This window comes from Nocardiopsis sp. NPDC006139 (genome assembly GCF_040614155.1).
In the GTDB taxonomy this organism is placed as follows: domain Bacteria; phylum Actinomycetota; class Actinomycetes; order Streptosporangiales; family Streptosporangiaceae; genus Nocardiopsis; species Nocardiopsis changdeensis.
Window position 1 is genome coordinate 158001 of record NZ_JBEXTT010000008.1, and the last position, 19986, is coordinate 177986.

The 19986-nt window shown below is 74.0% G+C and carries 22 protein-coding genes and 1 pseudogene; 11 read left to right on the forward strand and 12 right to left on the reverse strand.

The annotated features are described in order from the left end of the window. Positions 1-61 precede the first annotated feature (61 nt). From ABZ249_RS13115 to ABZ249_RS13125, 3 genes are all read right to left on the reverse strand, one after another. On the reverse strand, positions 62-496 hold the full coding sequence (locus ABZ249_RS13115; RefSeq protein WP_220560941.1) for a DUF3037 domain-containing protein: 435 nt from the start codon (positions 494-496) through the stop codon (positions 62-64). Then, positions 493-1245 carry a HipA family kinase gene (locus ABZ249_RS13120; RefSeq protein WP_355261836.1) on the reverse strand — a complete coding sequence of 251 codons (753 nt, stop codon included), beginning with the start codon at positions 1243-1245 and terminating at the stop codon, positions 493-495. Before ABZ249_RS13120 ends, ABZ249_RS13115 begins: the two co-directional genes overlap by 4 nt. A 318-nt stretch (positions 1246-1563) precedes the next feature. Next, positions 1564-2271, reverse strand: coding sequence for a hypothetical protein (locus ABZ249_RS13125; protein WP_355261468.1), 708 nt, complete (start codon positions 2269-2271; stop codon positions 1564-1566). Positions 2272-2427: 156 nt separating this feature from the next. On the opposite strand from ABZ249_RS13125, the gene ABZ249_RS13130 reads away from it, so the two are divergent. From ABZ249_RS13130 to ABZ249_RS13150, 5 genes are all read left to right on the forward strand, one after another. Beyond that, a complete protein-coding gene (locus tag ABZ249_RS13130; RefSeq protein ID WP_355261471.1) occupies positions 2428-3492 on the forward strand; it encodes an AAA family ATPase in 1065 nt (354 codons plus the stop codon). Positions 3493-3561: 69 nt separating this feature from the next. Then, positions 3562-4458, forward strand: coding sequence for a DUF58 domain-containing protein (locus ABZ249_RS13135; protein WP_220565753.1), 897 nt, complete (start codon positions 3562-3564; stop codon positions 4456-4458). Positions 4459-4492: 34 nt separating this feature from the next. Then, positions 4493-5440, forward strand: a complete 948-nt coding sequence (locus ABZ249_RS13140; RefSeq protein WP_220560936.1) for a VWA domain-containing protein — start codon at positions 4493-4495, stop codon at positions 5438-5440. A 142-nt stretch (positions 5441-5582) separates the two neighbouring features. After that, positions 5583-6311, forward strand: coding sequence for an HAD family hydrolase (locus tag ABZ249_RS13145; protein ID WP_220560935.1), 729 nt, complete (start codon positions 5583-5585; stop codon positions 6309-6311). Continuing rightward, positions 6308-7069 carry an NUDIX domain-containing protein gene (locus ABZ249_RS13150; protein ID WP_355261475.1) on the forward strand — a complete coding sequence of 254 codons (762 nt, stop codon included), beginning with the start codon at positions 6308-6310 and terminating at the stop codon, positions 7067-7069. Before ABZ249_RS13145 ends, ABZ249_RS13150 begins: the two co-directional genes overlap by 4 nt. A gap of 12 nt (positions 7070-7081) precedes the next feature. Here the strand turns inward: ABZ249_RS13150 and ABZ249_RS13155 are convergent, their stop codons facing one another. Both ABZ249_RS13155 and ABZ249_RS13160 read right to left on the reverse strand, forming a co-directional pair. After that, positions 7082-8356: an APC family permease gene (locus ABZ249_RS13155; protein ID WP_355261839.1), complete on the reverse strand. Its 1275-nt coding sequence runs from the start codon at positions 8354-8356 to the stop codon at positions 7082-7084. A 241-nt stretch (positions 8357-8597) separates the two neighbouring features. After that, positions 8598-9104: a dsRBD fold-containing protein gene (locus ABZ249_RS13160; protein ID WP_220560934.1), complete on the reverse strand. Its 507-nt coding sequence runs from the start codon at positions 9102-9104 to the stop codon at positions 8598-8600. 140 nt (positions 9105-9244) lie between these two features. On the opposite strand from ABZ249_RS13160, the gene ABZ249_RS13165 reads away from it, so the two are divergent. The 4 genes from ABZ249_RS13165 to ABZ249_RS13180 all read left to right on the forward strand — a co-directional run bounded on the left by ABZ249_RS13165 (position 9245) and on the right by ABZ249_RS13180 (position 13408). Continuing rightward, the gene (locus tag ABZ249_RS13165) at positions 9245-9868 is read left to right on the forward strand and encodes a methyltransferase (protein WP_220560933.1); all 624 of its coding nucleotides are present in this window, start codon (positions 9245-9247) and stop codon (positions 9866-9868) included. 325 nt (positions 9869-10193) lie between these two features. Continuing rightward, the gene (locus tag ABZ249_RS13170) at positions 10194-10754 is read left to right on the forward strand and encodes a TrmH family RNA methyltransferase (protein WP_355261479.1); all 561 of its coding nucleotides are present in this window, start codon (positions 10194-10196) and stop codon (positions 10752-10754) included. Positions 10755-11018: 264 nt separating this feature from the next. Beyond that, positions 11019-12401: a hemolysin family protein gene (locus ABZ249_RS13175; protein WP_355261482.1), complete on the forward strand. Its 1383-nt coding sequence runs from the start codon at positions 11019-11021 to the stop codon at positions 12399-12401. Continuing rightward, positions 12398-13408, forward strand: a complete 1011-nt coding sequence (locus ABZ249_RS13180) for a hemolysin family protein (RefSeq protein WP_220560930.1) — start codon at positions 12398-12400, stop codon at positions 13406-13408. The genes ABZ249_RS13175 and ABZ249_RS13180 overlap by 4 nt, the downstream gene beginning before the upstream one ends. Before the next feature lie 60 nt (positions 13409-13468). On the opposite strand, the gene ABZ249_RS13185 is transcribed toward ABZ249_RS13180, so the two are convergent. From ABZ249_RS13185 to ABZ249_RS13195, 3 genes and pseudogenes are all read right to left on the reverse strand, one after another. Next, entirely contained in the window at positions 13469-13663 is a 195-nt protein-coding gene (locus ABZ249_RS13185; protein WP_355261485.1) for a hypothetical protein, read from the reverse strand. Between the two features lie 173 nt (positions 13664-13836). After that, positions 13837-14040: pseudogene (locus ABZ249_RS13190) on the reverse strand (ABC transporter ATP-binding protein); the annotation flags it as partial. A 9-nt stretch (positions 14041-14049) separates the two neighbouring features. Continuing rightward, on the reverse strand, positions 14050-14832 hold the full coding sequence (locus ABZ249_RS13195) for a class I SAM-dependent methyltransferase (RefSeq protein WP_355261488.1): 783 nt from the start codon (positions 14830-14832) through the stop codon (positions 14050-14052). A gap of 76 nt (positions 14833-14908) precedes the next feature. Between ABZ249_RS13195 and ABZ249_RS13200 the strand changes: the two genes are divergently transcribed. Next, positions 14909-15499, forward strand: a complete 591-nt coding sequence (locus tag ABZ249_RS13200; RefSeq protein WP_355261491.1) for a TetR/AcrR family transcriptional regulator — start codon at positions 14909-14911, stop codon at positions 15497-15499. Between the two features lie 78 nt (positions 15500-15577). On the opposite strand, the gene ABZ249_RS13205 is transcribed toward ABZ249_RS13200, so the two are convergent. The 3 genes from ABZ249_RS13205 to ABZ249_RS13215 all read right to left on the reverse strand — a co-directional run bounded on the left by ABZ249_RS13205 (position 15578) and on the right by ABZ249_RS13215 (position 18236). After that, positions 15578-16006, reverse strand: coding sequence for an organic hydroperoxide resistance protein (locus tag ABZ249_RS13205; RefSeq protein ID WP_355261494.1), 429 nt, complete (start codon positions 16004-16006; stop codon positions 15578-15580). Positions 16007-16074: 68 nt separating this feature from the next. Further along, positions 16075-16545, reverse strand: coding sequence for a MarR family transcriptional regulator (locus tag ABZ249_RS13210; protein ID WP_220560924.1), 471 nt, complete (start codon positions 16543-16545; stop codon positions 16075-16077). A gap of 146 nt (positions 16546-16691) precedes the next feature. Next, complete coding sequence (locus tag ABZ249_RS13215) at positions 16692-18236, reverse strand: aldehyde dehydrogenase family protein (RefSeq protein ID WP_355261497.1); 1545 nt, start codon at positions 18234-18236, stop codon at positions 16692-16694. A 193-nt stretch (positions 18237-18429) separates the two neighbouring features. On the opposite strand from ABZ249_RS13215, the gene ABZ249_RS13220 reads away from it, so the two are divergent. Continuing rightward, the gene (locus ABZ249_RS13220; RefSeq protein ID WP_355261500.1) at positions 18430-19491 is read left to right on the forward strand and encodes a pyroglutamyl peptidase; all 1062 of its coding nucleotides are present in this window, start codon (positions 18430-18432) and stop codon (positions 19489-19491) included. A 95-nt stretch (positions 19492-19586) separates the two neighbouring features. Here ABZ249_RS13220 and ABZ249_RS13225 read toward each other — a convergent pair whose 3' ends face one another. Then, a complete protein-coding gene (locus tag ABZ249_RS13225; RefSeq protein WP_220560921.1) occupies positions 19587-19826 on the reverse strand; it encodes a hypothetical protein in 240 nt (79 codons plus the stop codon). Positions 19827-19986 lie beyond the last annotated feature (160 nt).

Below are 19986 nucleotides of genomic sequence, written 5' to 3' on the forward strand. Positions count from 1 at the left end.
CCGCTCAAAGTCTCCTCGAATAACCCCGAATCCCCTGTGACATCCCTTACGCCACGACCCGCTACCTTACGAGCCGGTCCAGCAACCGCTCCACCTCGACCGCCGGATCCTCCGTCAACCCCCCGTGGATCGGCCCCGGCTGCACGATCGTGCTCCGCGGCGCCGTCAACCACCGGAACCGCTGCCCCGGCCGCTCCCTGCCCGCCGCACCCGCCACCGCACCACCACGGCACAGCGCCTCCACGGCCTCCAGCGCACGCCGCACCCCGGCCACGTCCACCCCCGGATCCAACGCCAGCAGCCGGGCCTCGTCCACCTCCGCACGGGCCGCCAGGAACGCCCGCTCCTGGCAGTACACGATCACCCCGGCGTTCACGCACTCACCGCGCTCCACCCGCGGGACCACCCGCAGCAGCGCGTACTCGAACACCGCCCGGTCGCGCTCCTCGCCGACCCGGCCCGTCGTCACCGCATCGCTGTACCTGCGCACGCTCACCGCCCCACCTCCGGCAGCCACGAACGGTCCGCCACCCGGGCCGCCAGATGGCGCACGTACGCCTCCCGGACCTCCTCCGGGGACGCGAACCCCGGTTCGCCCTCCAGCCACACATCGGGCACCAGCCCCACCACGTCCCGCAGCAGCCCCTCGGTCACCAACGGCGCGAACGCCGCGTCGGCGGCCGCCAGATCCGGCGACGACGGCAGCAGGACATGGTCGGAGGCGTCGTAGGCACGGCCGACGAAACGGTCCGCGTTGGCCCACGAGTGGTGGAAGATCAGCGTCGCACCGTGGTCGATGAGGTACGGCTCCCCGTGCCACACCACCATGTTCGGGTTGCGCCACGACCGGTCCACGTTGCCGGTCAGCGCGTCGAACCACAGCACCCGGCCGGCGAACCCGGGGGACGTCTCGAAGGCGAGCGGGTCGAACCCCAGCGAACCCGGCAGGAAGTCCATCCCCAGGTTGAGGCCGCCGCTCGCCTTGAGCAGCTCCTGCACCTCCTGGTCGGGCTCGCCCCGCGCGATGACCGCGTCGAAGTCCACCAGGGCCAGCTCCGGAACGGGAAGCCCCAGCGCGCGCCCCAGCTCACCGGCGATCACCTCGGCCACCAGGGTCTTGCGCCCCTGGCCCGCGCCGATGAACTTCACGACGTACATGCCGAGGTCGTCGGCCTCGACGAGTCCGGGCAGCGAACCGCCCTCGCGCAGCGGTAGGACGTACCGCGTGCCTGTCACTTCTTTCAGCGCCTTCACCACGCCGAACAGCCTAGGACCTCGCCGACCCTCCCCTCGACCGGCGGCGGCCGCTCCCGGCCCCGCTACGGCTCTCTGAGCGCGTTCGGGCGGGCGACCCCCTGGACCGCGACACGCCGACGGTCCTCTGACCAGGGGTTTTGATAGGAGTGTGCGGCGTAGCCGCACTCCTTCTGTTTTTCGTGGGTGCTTTTACAGTAAAGCTACGCCGCCTTTACGACGTAGATTCACAGAGCGGAATCAGACGGCCGACACAATGCGGCCCGGGCGCCACCGAAGTACCGGTGAGCGCCCGGGCCGCCGCGTGCGTCAGAGGTTGTCCTCCGGGTTCTCGCCCCAGCCCTCCTCGCCCTCCCCCGGCGTGGGGACCGTCGGCGTCGAGGGGTCGCCGTCCCCCTCCTCCTCCGGGCTGGGCCCGCTCTCCTCGCCGCTCTCCCCCGAGGGGCCCTCCTCCGGCACCGGCTGGCCCGGGGCCGGCATCTCCGGCGGCGGGAACTGGAGCAGGAACCAGTACAGCGCCACCACCAGCGCCAGGATCAGCAGCAGGACCGCGCCCAGCCCGCCGATCAGCCACCAGTTGCCGCGCCCCTCCTCCACCGCGCTGTCACGGCGGCCCGCCCAGGGCGCCCACGGCACCGCGGGCCCGGACCGTGACCCCGCCCAGTGCGGCATCACCACCGGACCGCGGGCGGCGATGCGGCCGGGCCGGCCCGCCTGCTCCAGGAAACGGGCGGCACCCCCCTCCCCGTCGGGGACCGCCACCCACAGCACCGAGCGGCCCTGGGTGCGCGCCGAGAGCACACCCGACTCGGCCCGCACCGCCTCAGCGAACCGCTCCCGGGCCTGCGGGTCGGCCACCGCGCCCGGGTTCAGCACGGCCACCTCCACCGCCGCTCCCTCGCGGTCGCGCCCCAGGTACACCACGCCCAGCGCGGACTCGCCCACCCGGCCCTGCAGCCGGTAGGCGCCCAACTGGCGCGGGTCTCCCGCGTTCAGTCCCATCAGGGGAGCCGTCACGCCCCCACCCCCTTTCCACTCCGCTCTCCCCGCGTCCACTGCGTCCCCTTGGGCGCGTTGTGCACCGGAACGAGGCGCCCGGAGCGGGTAGTCTCGCCCACAGGTGAGTGATCCACAACCTATCCGGCGCCCGGCGCCGGGCCTGGAAGGCGGAACATGGCACAGACCTCACCCGGCAACGGCGCCTCCCCCTCGGGGTCCGACGGCGCCCCGGGCGAGCCCACCCGGCTGCTGCGCGCGGCGCTGCACGAGGTGTCCACGGTCATCGTGGGACAGGAACGCATGGTGGAGCGCTCCCTCATCGCACTGGTCGCCAAGGGCCACTGCCTCATCGAGGGGGTGCCGGGCATCGCCAAGACCCTGGCGGTGTCCACGCTGGCCAAGGTGACCGGCGGCTCCTTCGCCCGTATCCAGTTCACCCCGGACCTGGTGCCCTCCGACATCGTCGGCACGCGCATCTACCACCCCTCCACCGAGAAGTTCGACGTGGAGCTGGGCCCGGTGTTCGCCAACTTCGTCCTGGCCGACGAGATCAACCGCGCCCCCGCCAAGGTGCAGTCGGCCCTGCTCGAGGTCATGGCCGAGCGGCAGGTCTCCCTGGGCGGGACCACCTACCCCCTCCCTTCCCCGTTCATCGTCATCGCCACACAGAACCCGGTGGAGTCCGAGGGCGTGTACCCGCTGCCCGAGGCCCAGCGCGACCGGTTCCTGATGAAGGTCGACGTGGGCCACCCCCGGGCGCACGAGGAGATGGAGATCCTGCGCCGGATGTCCACCGAGCCGCCCACCGCCCACCAGGTCCTGGACCCGGTCACCCTGGGCGAGCTGCAGGCCGACGCCGAGAAGGTGCACGTCCACCAGCTCATCGCCGACTACGTGGTGCGGCTGGTGATGGCCACCCGCGAGCCCGAGGCGCACCAGATGCCGGACCTGCGCGGGGTCCTGGAGGTCGGCGCCAGCCCGCGCGCCACCCTGGGCCTGGTGGCGGCGGCCCGCGCCCTGGCGCTGCTGCGCGGGCGCGACTACGTGCTCCCCGACGACGTGCGGGTGCTGGCCCGCGACGTCATCGCGCACCGCCTGGTGCTCAGCTTCGACGCGCTGGCCGACGGGGTGACCGCCGTCCAGGTGGTGGACCGCATCCTGGCGACGGTGCCCGCGCCCCGGGTGATCTGGGACGAGCCGCCCAGCGGTGAGACCGCCTCGTTCGCCGCGCGCGGGTGAGGCCCCGTGACCTCCCTGGGGAACGACCCCCGGCTGCGCTCGGCGCTGCGCCGGCTGGACCTGCGCATCATGCACCGGCTGGAGGGCCTGCTGCACGGTGAGCACCTGGGCCTGCGCCTGGGGCCGGGGTCGGAGGCCGCCGAGGCCCGGCTGTACCAGCCGGGCGAGGACGACGTGCGGCACATGGACTGGGCGGTGACCGCCCGCACCGACACCCCGCACGTGCGGGACCTGGTCGCCGACCGGGAGCTGGAGAGCTGGACCCTGCTGGACCTGTCGGCGAGCATGGACTTCGGCACCGACCGGCACGTCAAGCGCGAGGTGGCGGTGGGCGCGATGGTCGCCGTCACCCTGCTGACCCAGCGGGTGGCCGACCGGTTCGGGGCGCACTTCCTGCACCGCGGGGTGATCCGGCGCTGGCCCGCCCGCTCGGGCAACGAGGCGCTGCTGTCGCTGCTGGCGACGGTGGCGGCGGCCCCCACCGGGGACACCGCGCGGGAGGCGCACGGGCCCGGGCTGGCCGGGGCGGTCGACGACCTGGCGCGGACCCGGCGCCGCCGCGGGCTGCGGGTGGTGATCTCCGACTTCCTGGACACCCCGGCGTTCGGCGGCGAGGTGCCCTGGGAGCGGCCGATGTCGCGGCTGTCCTCCCGGCACCAGGTGCTGGTGGTGGAGGTGATCGACCCCCGGGAGCTGGACCTGCCCGAGGTCGGCGATGTGACGCTGCGCGACCCGGTGTCCGGCCGGGTGCGCGATGTGCGGATCAACCGCGCGGTGCGCGAGCGGTACCGTGAAGCGGCGCGGGCCCAGCGCGAGGAGGTGCGCCGGGCGCTGCGCCGTTGCGGGGTGGACCATCTGGTGCTGCGGACCGACCGTGATTGGGTACTGGACATTGCACGGTTCGTGATCCACCAGAGGCGGACCGCGCACCGGTTGTCCCGGCACACGCCGGGGGTGCCGCGATGAGGGCGGGCCGGGCCTGGAGACGGGGGAGTGGGCGATGACCTTCCTGGAACCCGAGCGGTTGTGGTGGCTGCTGCTGCTCGTTCCGCTGGTGGGGGCGTACGTGTTCGCCCAGATGCAGCGGCGCGAGTACACGGTGCGGTTCACCAACCTGTCCCTGCTGGACCAGGTGGCGCCGCACCGGCCGGACGCGCGCAGGCACGTGCCCGCGGCGCTGTTCACGGTCACCCTGGGAGTGCTGATCACGTCGATGGCGCTCCCGGCGATGCCGGTGGAGCAGCCGCGCGAGCGGGCGACGATCATCGTGGCGGTGGACGTGTCCCTGTCGATGGCGGCCACCGACATCGAGCCGGACCGGCTGCGGGCGGCCAAGGAGTCGGCGCAGGGGTTCGTGGAGACGCTGCCGGACCGGTTCAACGTGGGGCTGGTGGCGTTCTCGGCGCAGGCGACGGTGGTGTCCTCCCCCACCCAGGACCACCAGGCGGTGATCGGGTCGATCGAGAACCTGCAGCTGGGGCCGGGTACGGCGATCGGCGAGGGCGTCTTCGCGTCGCTGGAGGCGATCCGCGGGTTCGACGAGGAGTCGCAGGAGGACCCGCCGCCGTCGGCGATCGTGCTGCTGTCGGACGGGGAGAACACCAGCGGCCGGGAGATCGACCAGGCGTCGGCGGTGGCCCGCGACCAGGGCGTGCCGGTGTCGACGATCGCGTTCGGGACGGGGGCGGCGATGATCGACATCGACGGCTACCAGGTCCCGGCGGACATCGACAAGGAGGCGCTGCAGGAGCTGGCGCAGATCACCGAGGGGCACTTCTACGAGGCCGAGAGCGGGCACGAGCTGGACGACGTCTACGAGGACATCGGCTCGTCGCTGGGGACCGAGACGGTGCATGAGGAGATCGTCACACGGTTCGTGCTGGTCGCGATCCTGTTGGCGCTGGCCACGTCGATCACGTCGCTTCTATGGTTCCAACGCCTGCCCTAGGCGGTTCCGCAGGCGTGTGACGTGCGGTGACGGCATTATATGTGACCCTGGTCACATCCCTTTCGGAGGGGTTTACCCCTTTTCCGTCATCTGCACGGGTTAGCGTTGGCATGTTTTGTCATGCTCACCCAGTTGAGGAACGATGCCGAACATACCCGCTGCCCCGACCGCCATCTGCTTCGATCTGGACGACACCCTGATCGACGACGTCGCCGCGTCCTCGGCCGGACTGCGCGCACTCATGGAGCGGCTCGGCCACCCGGACTTCGGCGCCGCCCGGACACTGTGGGACGTGCAGACCGAGATCTCCTTCGGCGCCTACCTGCGCGGCGACCTGTCCCTGGAGGACCAGCGCCGCCAGCGGGTGCGCGCCCTGGCGGTCCAGGCCGGGCACTCGGGCATCGCCGACCAGCACTGCGACGAGCTGTACCGGCTCTACCTCGACGTGCACCGCTCGGCCTGGCAGGTCTTCCCCGACACGATCCCCGCCCTGGGCGCCCTGGCCTCGGCCGGGTACCGGCTGGCCGTCCTCACCAACGGGATCGAGGCCCTGCAGCACGCCAAGCTGCAGGCCCTGGAGCTGACCCCCTACTTCCACACCGTGGTCTGCGCCGACAGCGCGGGCGCCGGCAAGCCCGACCCGCGCATCTTCCACCTCGCCGCCCAGCGCCTGGGCGTGGACCCCGCCGCCTGCTGGCACGTGGGCGACCAGATCCAGTCCGACGGCGTGGGCGCCGTCGCCTCGCGCATGTACCCGGTCATGATCGACCGCCACCACGGCCGCCGCTTCGACGGCGTCACCACCGTCCACAACATGGACGAGCTGCTGCGCCTCATCGGCCTGCCCGCGGTCACCGCGGGAACGCTGTGATCCCCGCACTGCCCCGCCGCGTCACCGCGCACCTGGTCGTCCGCGGACCGGGCGGGCCCCGGCTGCTGGGCGCCCGGGTGCTGTTCGGCCAGGACCCCGCCGCCCTGGCCCGGACCCTGGGCGGCCTGCCCGAGGACGCGCCGCTGGTCGCCCTGGACGTGATCACCGAGGTCGCCTCCACCCCGGGCCGGTCCCCCTCGCCGCTGCACGTGGACCGCGTCGTGTTCGCCACCCCCGACGCGGTCGGCGAATGGCCCGCGGTCCTGCCGCCCCAGGGGCTGGAGCCGGGCCTGGCCGAGCTGCTCCCGGAGGAGCCCGACCCGGCCGGCGACCGTCCGCGGCTGCGCCGCATGGCCTCCTACGGGATCGTCACCGACCCCGCCGGGCGCATCCTGCTCAGCCTCATCGCCGACGGCTTCCCCGGCGCGGGCACCTGGCACCTGCCGGGCGGCGGCGTCGACGCGGGGGAGGACGTGCGCTCGGCCCTGCGCCGCGAGGTCCACGAGGAGACCGGCCAGGACGGCGTGGTGGGCCGCCTCATCACGGTCACCAGCCACCACCGCGTCCCGCCCACCGGGCACGAGGTGTACGCGGTGTGGGTGTTCTCCCACGTGCACGTGGCGCACCCGGTCCCGCCCCGGGTCCTGGAGCAGAGCGGCTCCACCGCCGACTGCGCCTGGTTCTCCCCCGACCAGCTCGGGGACCTGCGCCTGTCCACCACGACCCGGCGCGGCCTGGAGTTCCTGGTCCGCGGCTGACGCGGGGCGGCGTCAGCCCGCGGCGCGGGCGCCCAGCCGGTCGCGCACCCACCACAGGGCGGCGCCCGCGGCCAGCACCGCGGCGCCGGCCGCGACCGCGTTCAGCGGCAGGCTGCACGCCAGCACCACACAGCCCACCAGGCCGCCCAGCGGCACCGGCAGCGGCGGGCGGGGCTCGTCGGGGCCCAGCCGCAGCGCCGAGGCGTTGGTGATGGCGTAGTACACCAGCACCCCGAACGCGGAGAAGGAGATCGCCCCCGTCAGGTCGGTGAACAGCACCAGGCCCACCACGATCGCGGCGATCAGCGCCTCGGCGTACACCGGCACCCCGTGGCGGCCGCGGCGCGTGGCCAGCACCCGGGGCAGGTGGCCGTCGGCGGCCATCGCCGCCGTGGTCCGCGTGACCCCCATCAGCAGGGTGATCAGGGCGCTCAGGCAGGCCACCGCGGCGCCGACCGCCACCGCCGGGACCGCCCACTCCAGCCCGGCCACCCGCACCACGTCCGCCAGCGGCGCCGAGGAGTTGATGAGCCGCTCCCGGCCCAGCACGATCAGCGTCCCGGTACCCACCACCAGGTAGATCAGCAGCACCCCGCCCAGGGACAGGGTGACGGCGCGCGGAATGGTGGTCGCCGGGTCGCGGACCTCCCCGCCCAGGGTCGCCACCCGGGCGTACCCGGCGAACGCGAAGAAGATCATCCCGGCCGCGCCCAGCACCCCGAAGGAGCCGGGCCAGGGGCCCAGCCCGTCGACCTCGGCGACGGCGGCCAGCCGCCCGCTCATCAGCATGGCGACCACCACGCCGGCCAGCACCGCCAGCACCACCGACAGCAGGACCTTGACCACGAGCGTGGAGCGGCGCACCCCCCGGTGGCCCAGGGCGGCCGTCAGCACCACCGCGGCGGCCGCCACCGGTCTCTCCCACCCGGGCAGCACGTAGGCGGCGAAGGTGAGCGCCATGGCCGCGCAGGAGGCGAGCTTGCCCACGACGAACGACCACCCGGCCAGGAAGCCCCACATGTCGCCCAGGCGCTCGCGGCCGTAGATGTAGGCGCCGCCCGACTCGGGGTGGCGGGCCGCCAGCCGCGCCGAGGACATCGCGTTGCAGTAGGCGACCAGTCCGGCGATGAGGACGGCCACGGGCAGCCACGCGCCGGCGCCCTGCGCCGCGGGGGCGAACACGGAGAAGACCCCGGCCCCCAGCATCGCGCCCGCGCCGATGGCGACCGCGTCGACGGTGCCGAGCACCCGGGCGGGTCCGGCCTGCGGTGATGAGGTGGTCAACAGGGCGTCTCCTTGCCTGATGGACGTCGGTGGCGGGCCCTCCCGGCCCGGGGCCTCCTTTCGGTGGACGTTTCGAGTGTGCCCGATCCCGGTGACCACCGGGTGCGTTCCCCCGGTGGTGAGGGTGGCCACTTCCGGTCCGAGGGGTGTCGGTCCCGGCCGGGGCGGGCACGGCCGGACCCCCGGCCCTGCGGGGCCGGGGGTCCGTGTTCCCTCGTGATCGCCGCCCGGCGGGCGGGCCCGGTCAGGTGGGCCGCCACGGGGTGCCGGTGTTGTCGTTGATGTCCTCGGCGGCGACCTGCCGGAGCTGGCGCGAGAGGTCCGACAGCGCCCGGGAGACGGCGAGCTCCTCGCCGATCTCGGGGACGTCCATGTCCATCGGGTGCTTGCGTGCCATCCCGTGACCGCGCAGCGCCGTACCGTCGTCGGCGACCATGCCCACCTCCGCCCAGGTGCGGGCGGCCTCACCCTCGTTCTCCTCCGAGATCAAGACGTCGACGTTCCAGCGCTTGGTCGTGTGCATCTGCGCCCCCTCCGTGCTCGTCCCGGCGTCCGCGCCGGGCGGGTGTTCGATGTGCGCGTCCGGGCCGGGGTAGACCAGGGCGTCGTGCCCCTGCCCGGCGTCGAGCCAGTGCACCTGGTACGGGGGCTCCCCGCCGCTCCCCCGGATCCCGGTGACGACGCCGGTCCGGCGGTGTGCGTCCGCGCGCTGGCTCTCGATGACCAGACGATCTCCTACCTGTGCTCGCATGGGTTCCCCCGCCATCCCTCGGATAACTCCATCTTCCGCACCCCTTGCCGGGTCGTGTCGGGGCTTGGCACGTCGTTTTCCGCAGCATGTGAGGTTTTTGCCGGGCGTGGGACGCGCACCGGTGCTGGTAGCGTCACGGCGTGGCCCAGCACTACTTCGACTCCGACCCGGACGCCGCGAGCCGTCCCTCCACCGCGGACCTGGTCCTGCCCGACCTGCACCTGCGCCTGCACACCGACCGCGGGGTGTTCTCCCCCGACAAGGTGGACCTGGGCACCCGGGTGCTGCTGGAGTCGGTCCCGGCCCCGCCCGAGGGCGGGCGGCTGCTGGACGTGGGCTGCGGCTACGGGCCGATCGCGCTGACACTGGCCTCCCGCGCCCCCGCCGCACAGGTGCTGGGGGTGGACGTGAACTCCCGCGCGGTGGGCCTGGCCCGCCGCAACGCCGCCGAGCACGGCCTGGACAACGCCCGCTTCGCGGTCGTCACCCCCGAGGGGGAGCCCGCCGAGGAGGACGCGCCCGACCTGTCCGGCCCCTTCGACGCGATCTGGTCCAACCCGCCGATCCGGGTGGGCAAGGGCGTCCTGCACACCCTGCTGCGGGTGTGGCTGGGGCGGCTGTCGGAGCAGGGCGTCGCCCACCTGGTGGTGCAGCGCCACCTGGGCGCCGACTCCCTGCACAAGTGGCTGGTGGAGCAGGGGTTCCCGACCGAGCGCACCGCCTCCCGCGCGGGCTTCCGCGTCCTCGCCGTCCGCCGCGGCTGAACGCGGGCTCCTGCGGGCCACGCGCCGTCCGTATCCGTGAAGACCTCGGCCGCAGCCCGCCCGTGTACGGGAGGTTCGCGGCCACAGCCCGCCCGTATGCGGAAGGGCCATGATCGCGGGCCGTCCGTTGAGGGCGGCGGGAGGCGGGAGCGCCGCGGTGCGGCGGCGTGGGGACACCCACGGGCGGCGGGGAGGCCGTGGGCGAGAGGAGGCTCTTGTCCTCTTGTGTCCGGTCACACGTGCGTGTCCGGGTTCCGCCCGGTAACCTGGTGCGCACACCCGGTCCCGGGTGGCCGTCCACACACCGCCGAGGAACACACCGCAGTTGAGCACGCAGTTGCGCCCCACGGATGTCAAACGCCTGAACCGCCAGTGGCGCAGGAGCACCGAGGGACGCCTCGCCCTGATCGTCGAGTCGGTCACCCAGCCCTACAACCTGGGCTCGATCCTGCGCACCTGCGCGACCCTGGGCGTGGACCGCCTCTGGCTCGCCGGCAACAGCGCCGACCCGCTCGACCCCAAGGTCGGCAAGACCGCCCTGGGCACCGCCGCCAAGGTGGACCACGTCCGGGCGGGCTCCACCGCCGAGGCGCTGGCCGCCGCCCGCGCCGACGGCTACAAGGTGGTCGCCCTGGAACTGGCCTCGGGGGCCGTGCCGCTGCACGCCGCCCCGCTGGACGGCGACGTGTGCCTGGCCGTCGGCGCCGAGGACCACGGCTGCTCCCCCGCCCTGCTGGCGGGCGCGGACGCCGTCACCTACATTCCGCAGATCGGGCGGGTGGGATCGCTGAACGTGGCCGTGGCCACCGCGATCGCGCTCGCCGAGGCCCGCCGTCGCGAGTGGGCCTCCCTCGGTGGTGAGGCGGACGCTCCGGTCGGGAACTGAGCAGGTGGCGGGAACTTTCCCCCGCCGCCCTTCGTCTTTGATCGCGTAGCAGGTCTCCCACCTGTCACAGCCGTACCACAAACGGCATCACCCTGAGCGCATCAGCGCAGAGAGAGGAAAAGTGGACCCGTCCCGAAGTACCGGCAGCATCCCTGAGGGATGCTGTGGCCCTGAAACAGACGAGCCTCCTTCTCCCGGGGGCACGCGCCCTCGTAGAACCGTTCCCGGTGGCGCCGGGAACACTGCCCAGGCGGTGCGTGCCCGATGATGAGCACCGTTCTCAGTATCGGCCTGGGGATTCTGGTGGTCTTCCTGATCACCGTGGCGACGGGATACTTCGTCGCCCAGGAATTCGGCTACATGGCCGTGGACCGCTCCCGACTGCGGGCGCGGGCCTCGGCGGGTGACGCCGGCGCCAAGCGGGCGCTGGGCATCACCAACCGCACCTCGTTCATGCTCTCCGGTGCCCAGCTGGGCATCACGGTCACCGCACTGCTCGTCGGCTACGTCGCCGAGCCGCTGATCGGCGAGGGCATCGGCGAACTCCTCGGCGGGGTCGGGGTGCCCACCGGCGTCGGCGTCGCCGTCGGCACCGTGCTGGCCCTGCTGTTCTCGACCGTCGTCCAGATGGTCTTCGGCGAGCTCTTCCCCAAGAACCTGGCCATCGCCCGGCCCGAGCCCGTGGCCCGCGCCCTGGCCCTGTCCACGGGGATCTACCTCAAGGTGTTCGGCCCGGTCATCTGGCTGTTCGACCAGGCGGCGATCCTGATCCTGAAGCTGGTCCGGATCGAGCCGGTGGAGGACGTCCAGCACGCGGCGACCCCGCGCGACCTGGAGAGCATCATCGCCGAGTCCAAGGAGAGCGGGGACCTGCCCGCGGAGCTGTCCACCCTGCTGGACCGCACCCTGGACTTCCACGAGAGCACGGCGGGGCACGCGATGATCCCACGCCCCGAGGTGACCACGGTGGAGGAGGGCGACCCGGTCAGCCGGGTCGTGGAGCTCATGGCCTCCGACCACTCCCGCTTCCCGGTCCTGGGCGACGGCGTCGACGACATCGTGGGCGTCATCTGCCTGCGCGACGTGCTGGCGCTGGGCGACCGCGACCTGGAGCACGTCAAGGTCAGCGAGGTGGCCCGGCCCACCGTCATGGTGCCGGCGTCGCTGCCGCTGCCGGGCGTGCTCGACCAGCTGCGCGAGGCGAACGAGGAGTTCGCCTGCGTGGTGGACGAGTACGGCGGCCTGGCGGGCGTGATCACCACCGAGGACCTGGCCGAGGAGCTGGTCGGCGAGATCGCCGACGAGCACGCCCCGGAGGAGGAGGCCCCCGCCCACCTGGACGGTGAGGGCTCCTACCTGGTCCCGGGCGGGCTGCACATCGACGAGGTGGAGCGGCTGATCGAGCACGACCTGCCCGAGGGCGACTACGAGACGCTGGGCGGCCTGGTCATCCACGAGCTGCACCGGCTGCCGCAGGTGGGCGACACCATCGCCCTGCCGCTGCCGCGCCCGGTCAGCGCCCACGACGATGACCCCGACATGGCGCTGACCCTGCGGGTGTCCTCCGTCCAGCGGCACGTGCCGCACACCGTGGAGGTGCGCCTGCACGAGGCCGGCTCCGAGCAGGCCGAGGAGGCGCGCGCATGAGCGACATGAACATCTGGGTGGCGCTGGCGCTGACCGTCGCCATCATCGCGTTGAGCGCGTTCTTCGTCGCGATCGAGTTCGCGCTGGTGGCGGCCCGCCGCTACCGGCTCGAGGAGGAGGCCAAGACCAGCGCCTCGGCGCGGGCGGCCGTCAAGAGCGCCCGGGACCTGTCGCTGCTGCTGGCCGGCTCCCAGCTGGGGATCACGCTGTGCGCGCTGGCGCTGGGCGCGATCTCCAAGCCCGCGGTGCACCACCTGCTGGAGCCGCTGTTCGGCGGCCTGCCCAGCGCGGTGGGGTACGTGGTGTCGTTCGTGCTGTCGCTGATCGTGGTGACGTTCCTGCACCTGGTCGTGGGCGAGATGGCCCCCAAGTCGTGGGCGATCTCGCACCCGGAGAAGTCGGCGATCATGCTGGCGATCCCGATGCGGGTGTTCATGTGGTTCACCCGGCCGCTGCTGCTGGCCCTGAACGGGATGGCCAACTGGTGCCTGCACCGGTTCGGGGTCGAGGCCGTGGACGAGATGCACTCGGGCCACAACCCCGAGGACGTCCGCGAGCTGGTGGAGCACTCGGCCAAGGCCGGTGCGCTGGACTCCGAGCGCCGCGACCAGCTGGCCACGGCTCTGGAGGTCAACTCCCGTCCGCTGAGCGAGATCGTCACCCCCCGGGAGGAGATCGCCTCGGTGGGGCCCGACGACGGTGTGGAGGAGATCAAGCGGGTCTCCCGCGAGTCCTCGCACCTGCGCCTGGTGGTCATGGACGGCGGGGTGCCGGTGGGCGTGCTGCACGTGCGCGAGGCGCTGACGAGCCCGGCGGGGACGACCGCCGCGGACCTGATGCGCCCGGTGCTGACGCTGCCCGCGGGCACGCCGATGTACTCGGCGATGAGCACCATGCGGGAGAGCCGCAGCCACCTGTCCCTGGTGGAGGAGGACGGCGAGACCATCGGTCTGGTCACCCTCCAGGACATCCTGGACCGGCTGCTGCTGCTGGACACCGCCGCCTGAGGGTGAGCCCGAAGGGGGCCCGGGGTCGTACGACCCCGGGCCCCCTTTTTCCGTTCCGTCTCAGGGGCGCCGCCGGAGGGCGCAGTAGGCCGCCAGGGCCGCCGCGCCCGCGAGCGCCTGTGCCGCGAACAGCGTGCCGCTCCCCCCGGCGGTGAAGGCGAGGAGCGCGGGCAGGCAGCCGAGTGCGGCCAGGTCGGGGCCGGTCAGCGCCCACTGCACCGGACCGAGCGGCACCGGGCCCAGGGGCGTGTCCATGACGGGGGCCGTGTGCTCGACGGGGCGGCGCCGCGCCATCCGCAGGGCGCCCGCCGCCAGCGCGGGCGCGCACAGCGCCCCCAGCGGCCACAGGGGCGCGCCGGTGGCAGCGGTGCCCGGTCCCGCCAGGTCCAGGCCCGCCAGGGCGAGGGTCAGCCAGGCGCCGCCGAGCAGGGCGGGCGGCCCAGCACGCGCACGGTGCCCTCGGACCGCTGCAGCCCGGCCAGGCAGCGCAGCAGGGTGGTCTTCCCGGCGCCGTTGGCGCCCAGTACCGCGACCACCTCCCCGGGGGCGGCCGTGAGGTCGGCTCCGCGCAGGACCGGGACGCCGCCCGGTTCCACGCCCACGCCGCGGGCGATGACGGTGGGTTCGCTCACCGGTCCACTCTAGGTGCGCTCGGCGATGACGGCGACGGTGGTGCGGTGCACGGGGAAGGCGCCCCCGGCGGCGTCGATGGCGGCGCCCACGCCCTCCAGCAGGGCGTCCAGGACCGGGCGGGGCAGCCGTGTGTACAGGCCGCCGGTGGGCAGCAGCTCCAGCCAGGCCTCGCGGGTGAAGTGCTCCCGGGTGGTGTGCCGCCACGGTTCGGGGGCGGCGAAGGCTCCGCTCGCGGTGAGGTCCGCGGCGACCCTGGAGGCCAGGTCGGTGTATCCCTCGGCGCCCGTGCGGCGCGGCATCGCGGGCAGGTCGGGCAGGACGCGCTCGTGGACGCGGGCGAAGTCCTCGGCCAGGTCGGCGGGCGGGTCCAGGGCGTTCCAGAACACGGCCAGGCGCCCGCCCGGGCGCAGCGCCGCGGCGGCGGCCGCCGGTCCGGCGACCGGGTCGACCCAGTGCCAGGCCTGGCCGCACACGACGGCGTCGAAGAGGCGTCCGGCCGGGTCCCAGTCCTCCAGGGCGGCGTTCTGGACGGCGAGGCCGCCGGCGCGGGCCAGGTCGGTCATCCGGGGGTCGGGGTCGATGCCCAGGACGCGGTGGCCGGCGGCGCGGAAGGGGCGGGCGGAGATCCCGGTGCCGCAGCCGACGTCGAGGACGTCCCGGGGTCCGGGGCCGGGCAGGACCCTCTCGACCAGGGCGGCGGGGTATCCGGGGCGGGCGCGGTCGTAGCGTGCGGCGTCGGTACCGAAGGAGACGGCGGTCCCCGGTGCGGGGCGGAACTCAGAAGTGGGCATGCGCCCACCTTAGTGGGCGCATGCCCATTCTGGGAACCTGGTATCCCAGAAAAGAACGGGGAGAGGGGTGGGGCCGATGCCGACCGGGGTGGCCATCCGCGACGTGCGCGAACTGCTCTTCGACGCCGCCGAGCGCATCCTGGTCGGGTCCGGGCCCAGCGCGCTCACCAGCCGCGCCGTCACCGACACCGCCGGCTGCGCCAAGGGAGTGCTGCACCGCCACTTCGACGACTTCGACGACTTCCTCGCCGCGTTCGTGCTCGACCGCTCCCGGCGCCTGGACGCCCGCACCGCGCTGCTGCGCGACCGGGCCGGCCGGGGCGAGGTCGTCGACAACCTCACCGGCGCCCTCACCGACCTGTTCGACTCGATCGCGGTCGCGGTGGTCGCCCTGGTCACCTTCCGGGACGGCCTGCGCGCCCGGCTGCGCCGCGACCTCCCGGCCGGGGTCCCGGTGCTCACCGAGGCCGTGGACCGGATCGGCGCCTACCTGGCCGCCGAGCGGGACCTGGGCCGCCTGCGCCACGACACCGACGTCGAGGCCCTGGCGCCCGCCCTCATCGGCACCGCCCACCTGCTGTTCGCCGACCGCACCGGGCGGCGGCCCGACCCCGGGGCCGTGCGGCGCGCGATCGCCGCGGCCGTGGGCGGGGCGCTCGCCCCCTGACCCCGGGCACGGCGACCCCGGGCACGGCGAAGGGGGCGCCCCGTGCGGGACGCCCCCCGAGTACTGCGCGGTACGGGCTCAGACGGCCTTGGCGGTCAGCTTGACCTCGATGTTGCCGCGCGTGGCGCGGGAGTAGGGGCACATCTGGTGGGCGGCCTCGACCAGCTCCTCGGCCTTGGCCTGGTCGACACCGGGGATGGTGACGTCCAGCTCCACCGCGATGTCCAGGCCCTCATCGGACTTGCCCAGGCTGACGTGCGACTCGATGGTGGAGCCGTCGACGCTCGTCTTGTCCTTGCGGGCGACGGCCTTGAGCGCGCCGTGGAAGCACGCGGCGTAGCCGACGGCGAAGAGCTGCTCGGGGTTGGTGCCCGGGCCGTCGTCGCCGCCCATGCCCTTGGGCACGGACAGGTCGACGTCCAGACGGCCGTCGTCGGTGCGGCCGTGGCCCTTGCGGCCCTCGCCAGTGACGGTGGCCTGCGCGGTGTACATGACGTCGTATGCCATGGGTTCCTCTCCTTCGGCTCCCCGCGGAGCCTGTGGTGGCGTTCGTGGTGGCGTGCGGCGGTCGGTCCTCACCCGGTCCCGCAGGGCCGCCGGGCGGCCGCGTTCTCGACCGAGCGGGTGAGCTCGTCGAGGGTGGTGATGAGGTCGCGGACCCGGTCGGCGGGCTGCCCCGAGGCGCAGGTGAGCTGCTCGGGGATGCCCAGGGCCCGCTCCCGCATCGCGGCGCCGCGCTCGGTGAGCCCGATCTCGACGACCCGCTCGTCGGCGGCGCTGCGGGTGCGGGTGATCGCCCCGGCGGCCTCCAGCCGGCGCAGCAGCGGCGACAGGGTGCCCGAGTCCAGGTGCAGGACCCGGCTGAGCCCCTTGACGCTGAGGGTTCCGTGCTCCCACAGCGCGAGCATGACCAGGTACTGGGGGTAGGTCAGGCCCAGGTCGCCCAGCAGCTCCCGGTAGAGCCCGGTCAGGGCGCGGGAGGCGGCGTACAGGGAGAAGCACAGCTGGTTGTCCAGGGCGAGCGGGTCGTACTCGGTCTCGGCCACGGCTCTTCTCCTCCCCGTCCCGTCCTTCGGGTGCCGTCACACCGTAACAGAGATCGGTTGCCCACAACAAGATTGAGCACAAACATTTTTTCGCGCACGGAACCCCGGCGACGGGGCGGGCCCGCGGACCCGCCCCGCCCCCGCCCCTAGAGGAACCGGACCCCCTGGGCCAACGGCAGCTCACCGCCGAAGTTCACCGTGTTGGTGGCCCGGCGCATGTACGCCTTCCACGAGTCCGAACCCGACTCCCGACCGCCGCCGGTGTCCTTCTCCCCGCCGAACGCCCCGCCGATCTCCGCACCCGAGGTGCCGATGTTGACGTTGACGATCCCGCAGTCCGACCCCGCCGAGGACAGGAACCGCTCCGCCTCCTGCTGGTCGCGGGTGAAGATCGCCGAGGACAGCCCCTGCGGCACCCCGTTGTGCAGCTCCACCGCCTCCTCCAGGGTGCGGTAGGCCAGCACGTACAGGATCGGCGCGAACGTCTCCCGGCGCACCACCTCGGTCTGCCCCGGCATCCGCACCACCGCGGGCTCCACGTAGTAGGCGTCCTTGGCGTCCTGCTCCAGCCGCCGCGCCCCGCCGACCAGCACCCGGCCCCCGTCGGCCTCGGCCCGGTCCAGGGCCTCGCGCATCGCCGTGTACCCGCGCTCGCCGATCAGCGGACCCACCAGCGTCTCCTCGGCGAACGGGTCGCCGATGCGCTCCTCCAGCTGCCGGTAGGCGGCCACGACCTTCTCCGCGACCTCCTCCACCACGTCCTCGTGCACGATGAGGCGGCGCAGGCTCGTGCAGCGCTGCCCGGCCGTGCCCGCCGCCGCGAACACGCTGCCGCGCACCACCAGGTCCAGGTCGGCCGAGGGGGCCACCACGGCGGCGTTGTTGCCGCCCAGCTCCAGCAGGTACCGGCCCATCCGCGCCGCCACCCGCGGCGCCACCGCCCTGCCCATCGCCGTGGACCCGGTCGCCGACAGCAGCGCCACCCGCGCGTCGTCCACCAGGGCCTCGCCCACCGACCGGTCCCCCAGCACCACGCGGTGGACGTCGTCCGGCGCCCCCGTCTCCCGCGCGGCGCGCATCAGCAGGGCGTGGCAGGCCAGCGCCGTCAGCGGGGTCAGCTCCGAGGGCTTCCACACCACCGTGTCACCGCACACCAGGGCGATACAGGTGTTCCACGACCACACCGCCACCGGGAAGTTGAACGCCGTGATCACCCCGACCACGCCCAGCGGGTGCCAGGTCTCCATCAGCCGGTGCCCGGGCCGCTCCGAGGGCATGGTCCGCCCGTACAGCTGGCGCGACAGGCCCACCGCGAACTCGCAGACGTCGATCATCTCCTGGACCTCGCCCAGCGCCTCGGAGCGGATCTTGCCCGCCTCGATCGTCACCAGCTCGGCCAGGTCGCCCTTGTGCTCGCGCAGCAGCTCCCCCAGGCGGCGCACCAGCGCCCCGCGCACCGGGGCCGGGGTGTCCCGCCAGGCCGGGAAGGCGGCGTGCGCCGCCGCCACCGCCCGCTCGGCGGAGGCCGCCGTGTCGAACTCCACGGGGAACAGGATCCCCCCGGTGACGGGGGTCCGCGCGGTCCCGGCGGCGCCTACCGGCTCGCGCAGCCGGTCCACGCCGCACCGGGCCAGCGCCTCCCTGGCCCGCTCGGCGAGGTGTTCGGTGTCGGGGAGTCCGGAAGTGTGCATGTGCGACTCTCTTCGTCGAGAGGGGGCAGGACACTCAACACCCTGCCAAGTCCGGGGCCGCCGGTCCAGCCCCGCCGTCCAGGTTTCGCGGCGCGCCCGATCCCCGTACCCCGGGGCGCCCCCGCGCGGCGTTAGACTCGCGAGCGCCCATCCCCCGGCCGCACCGGCCGACTTCGAGACAGACAGCGATCCCGTGCACCACGACACCACCCCCGAAGAGGACCGCGCCGACCTCGACGTCCCCCGAAGGATCCTCGACCGCTCCGGTTTCGGAGCCGCCGACCCCCTCTTCGCCGCCGACCTCAACGACGCCGCCGACACCGAGGCGGCCCGCCAGGCCGTCGCCGCCCACGCCTCGCGGCTGTGGACCGAGGCCGCCCGCACCGACGTCGGGACGGTCGACGACCGCCCCCTGTACTGGGCCCGGCTGCGGCTGGCCGCCCGCCTGCGCACCTGGCGGCCCGCCTTCGACCTGGCCGAGGAGGACCGCGCCGGGCTCCTGCACCTGCTGGAGACCGCCTCGCGCGGCATCACCGAACTGCTCTTCCCGCCCGGCGAGCGCCTGCTGCGCATCGTCGTCACCGGGTTCGACCCCTTCCGCCTGGACGAGGACCCCGCCTGCGCCAACCCGTCGGGGGCCGCCGCCCTGGACCTGAACGGGTGGACCTTCCCCGTGGGCGGGCGCACCGCCGTGGTGCGCACCGCGGTCTTCCCCGTGCGCTGGGCCGACTTCGACGCGGGCCTGGTGGAGGAGGCCCTGGGCCGGGTCCACGGGGAGGCCGACGCCGTCCTCACCCTCAGCCGCGGCCGCCCCGACCGGTTCGACCTGGAGGTGTGGAACGGCGTGTGGCGCGGCGGCGGCACCGACAACCTGGGGGCGGCGCGCACCGGCCGGGCCCTGCCCCCGGACGCGCCCGAGTGGACCCGCTCCTCCCTGCCCGTGGAGGAGATCGCCGCCCGGGTCGGCGGACCGGTGGTGGTCAACACCGAGGTCACCGAGGTCCCCGCGGGCGGCGGCGAACCGGTCGTGCGCCCCGGCGGGCCCACACCGGGCTCGGCGGCCCGGCGCGGGGGCGGCGGCGACTACCTGTCCAACGAGATCGCCTACCGCAACACCCTGCTGCGCGACCGGGCCGGGTCCTCGATCCCGGCGGGGCACGTCCACCTGCCCCGCACCGGCTCCACCGGCGAGCACGCCCCGGTGCTGGCCCGGGTGCGCGAGATCGTCGCCGCGGTGGCCGCGACCCTGGTCTGAGCCGGAAAGAGGGAACGGCGGGCGCACGGCCGGGAAGGCCGCGCGCCCGCCGTGTCACCGGGCCGTGCCGGCCGTGGCCGGCCGGCGGGGGCACGTCAGTACGAGGACAGCGCCGTCAGGTACCAGGCCCCGTACAGGACCATGTAGATGATGCCGACCACGATCCCCACGCCGAACAGCACCCAGGAGATGATGGTGCACGTCTTGGCGGCCTTGGGGTTGCTGGTGGCCAGGGACGCGCCGATGACGCCCAGGATCAGGCCGATGAGGGCGAAGCCCCAGCACACGCACAGGCCGATGACGTTGGCGATGATCGCGCCGATGGCCGCGCCCATGCTGAAGGGCGGTTCCTGGGGCCCGTGGCCGCCCGGGGGCGGGTAGCCGCCGGGGCCGCCGGGCGGAGGCGGCGGGTAGCCGCCCGGTCCGCCGGGGGGCGGGGGATAGCCGCCGCCCGGAGGGGGATAGCCGCCGGTTCCTCCCGGAGGCGGGGGGAAG

Coding starts and splice junctions, on each gene's coding strand:
- ABZ249_RS13130 (WP_355261471.1), top strand. CDS start 2,428: ATGGCACAGACCTCACCCGGCAACGGCGCCTCCCCCTCGGGGTCCGAC.
- ABZ249_RS13135 (WP_220565753.1), top strand. CDS start 3,562: ATGCACCGGCTGGAGGGCCTGCTGCACGGTGAGCACCTGGGCCTGCGC.
- ABZ249_RS13140 (WP_220560936.1), top strand. CDS start 4,493: ATGACCTTCCTGGAACCCGAGCGGTTGTGGTGGCTGCTGCTGCTCGTT.
- ABZ249_RS13145 (WP_220560935.1), top strand. CDS start 5,583: ATGCCGAACATACCCGCTGCCCCGACCGCCATCTGCTTCGATCTGGAC.
- ABZ249_RS13160 (WP_220560934.1), bottom strand. CDS start 9,104: ATGCGAGCACAGGTAGGAGATCGTCTGGTCATCGAGAGCCAGCGCGCG.
- ABZ249_RS13175 (WP_355261482.1), top strand. CDS start 11,019: ATGATGAGCACCGTTCTCAGTATCGGCCTGGGGATTCTGGTGGTCTTC.
- ABZ249_RS13180 (WP_220560930.1), top strand. CDS start 12,398: ATGAGCGACATGAACATCTGGGTGGCGCTGGCGCTGACCGTCGCCATC.
- ABZ249_RS13185 (WP_355261485.1), bottom strand. CDS start 13,663: ATGGACACGCCCCTGGGCCCGGTGCCGCTCGGTCCGGTGCAGTGGGCG.
- ABZ249_RS13195 (WP_355261488.1), bottom strand. CDS start 14,832: ATGCCCACTTCTGAGTTCCGCCCCGCACCGGGGACCGCCGTCTCCTTC.
- ABZ249_RS13200 (WP_355261491.1), top strand. CDS start 14,909: ATGCCGACCGGGGTGGCCATCCGCGACGTGCGCGAACTGCTCTTCGAC.
- ABZ249_RS13205 (WP_355261494.1), bottom strand. CDS start 16,006: ATGGCATACGACGTCATGTACACCGCGCAGGCCACCGTCACTGGCGAG.
- ABZ249_RS13215 (WP_355261497.1), bottom strand. CDS start 18,236: ATGCACACTTCCGGACTCCCCGACACCGAACACCTCGCCGAGCGGGCC.
- ABZ249_RS13225 (WP_220560921.1), bottom strand. CDS start 19,826: ATGGGCGCGGCCATCGGCGCGATCATCGCCAACGTCATCGGCCTGTGC.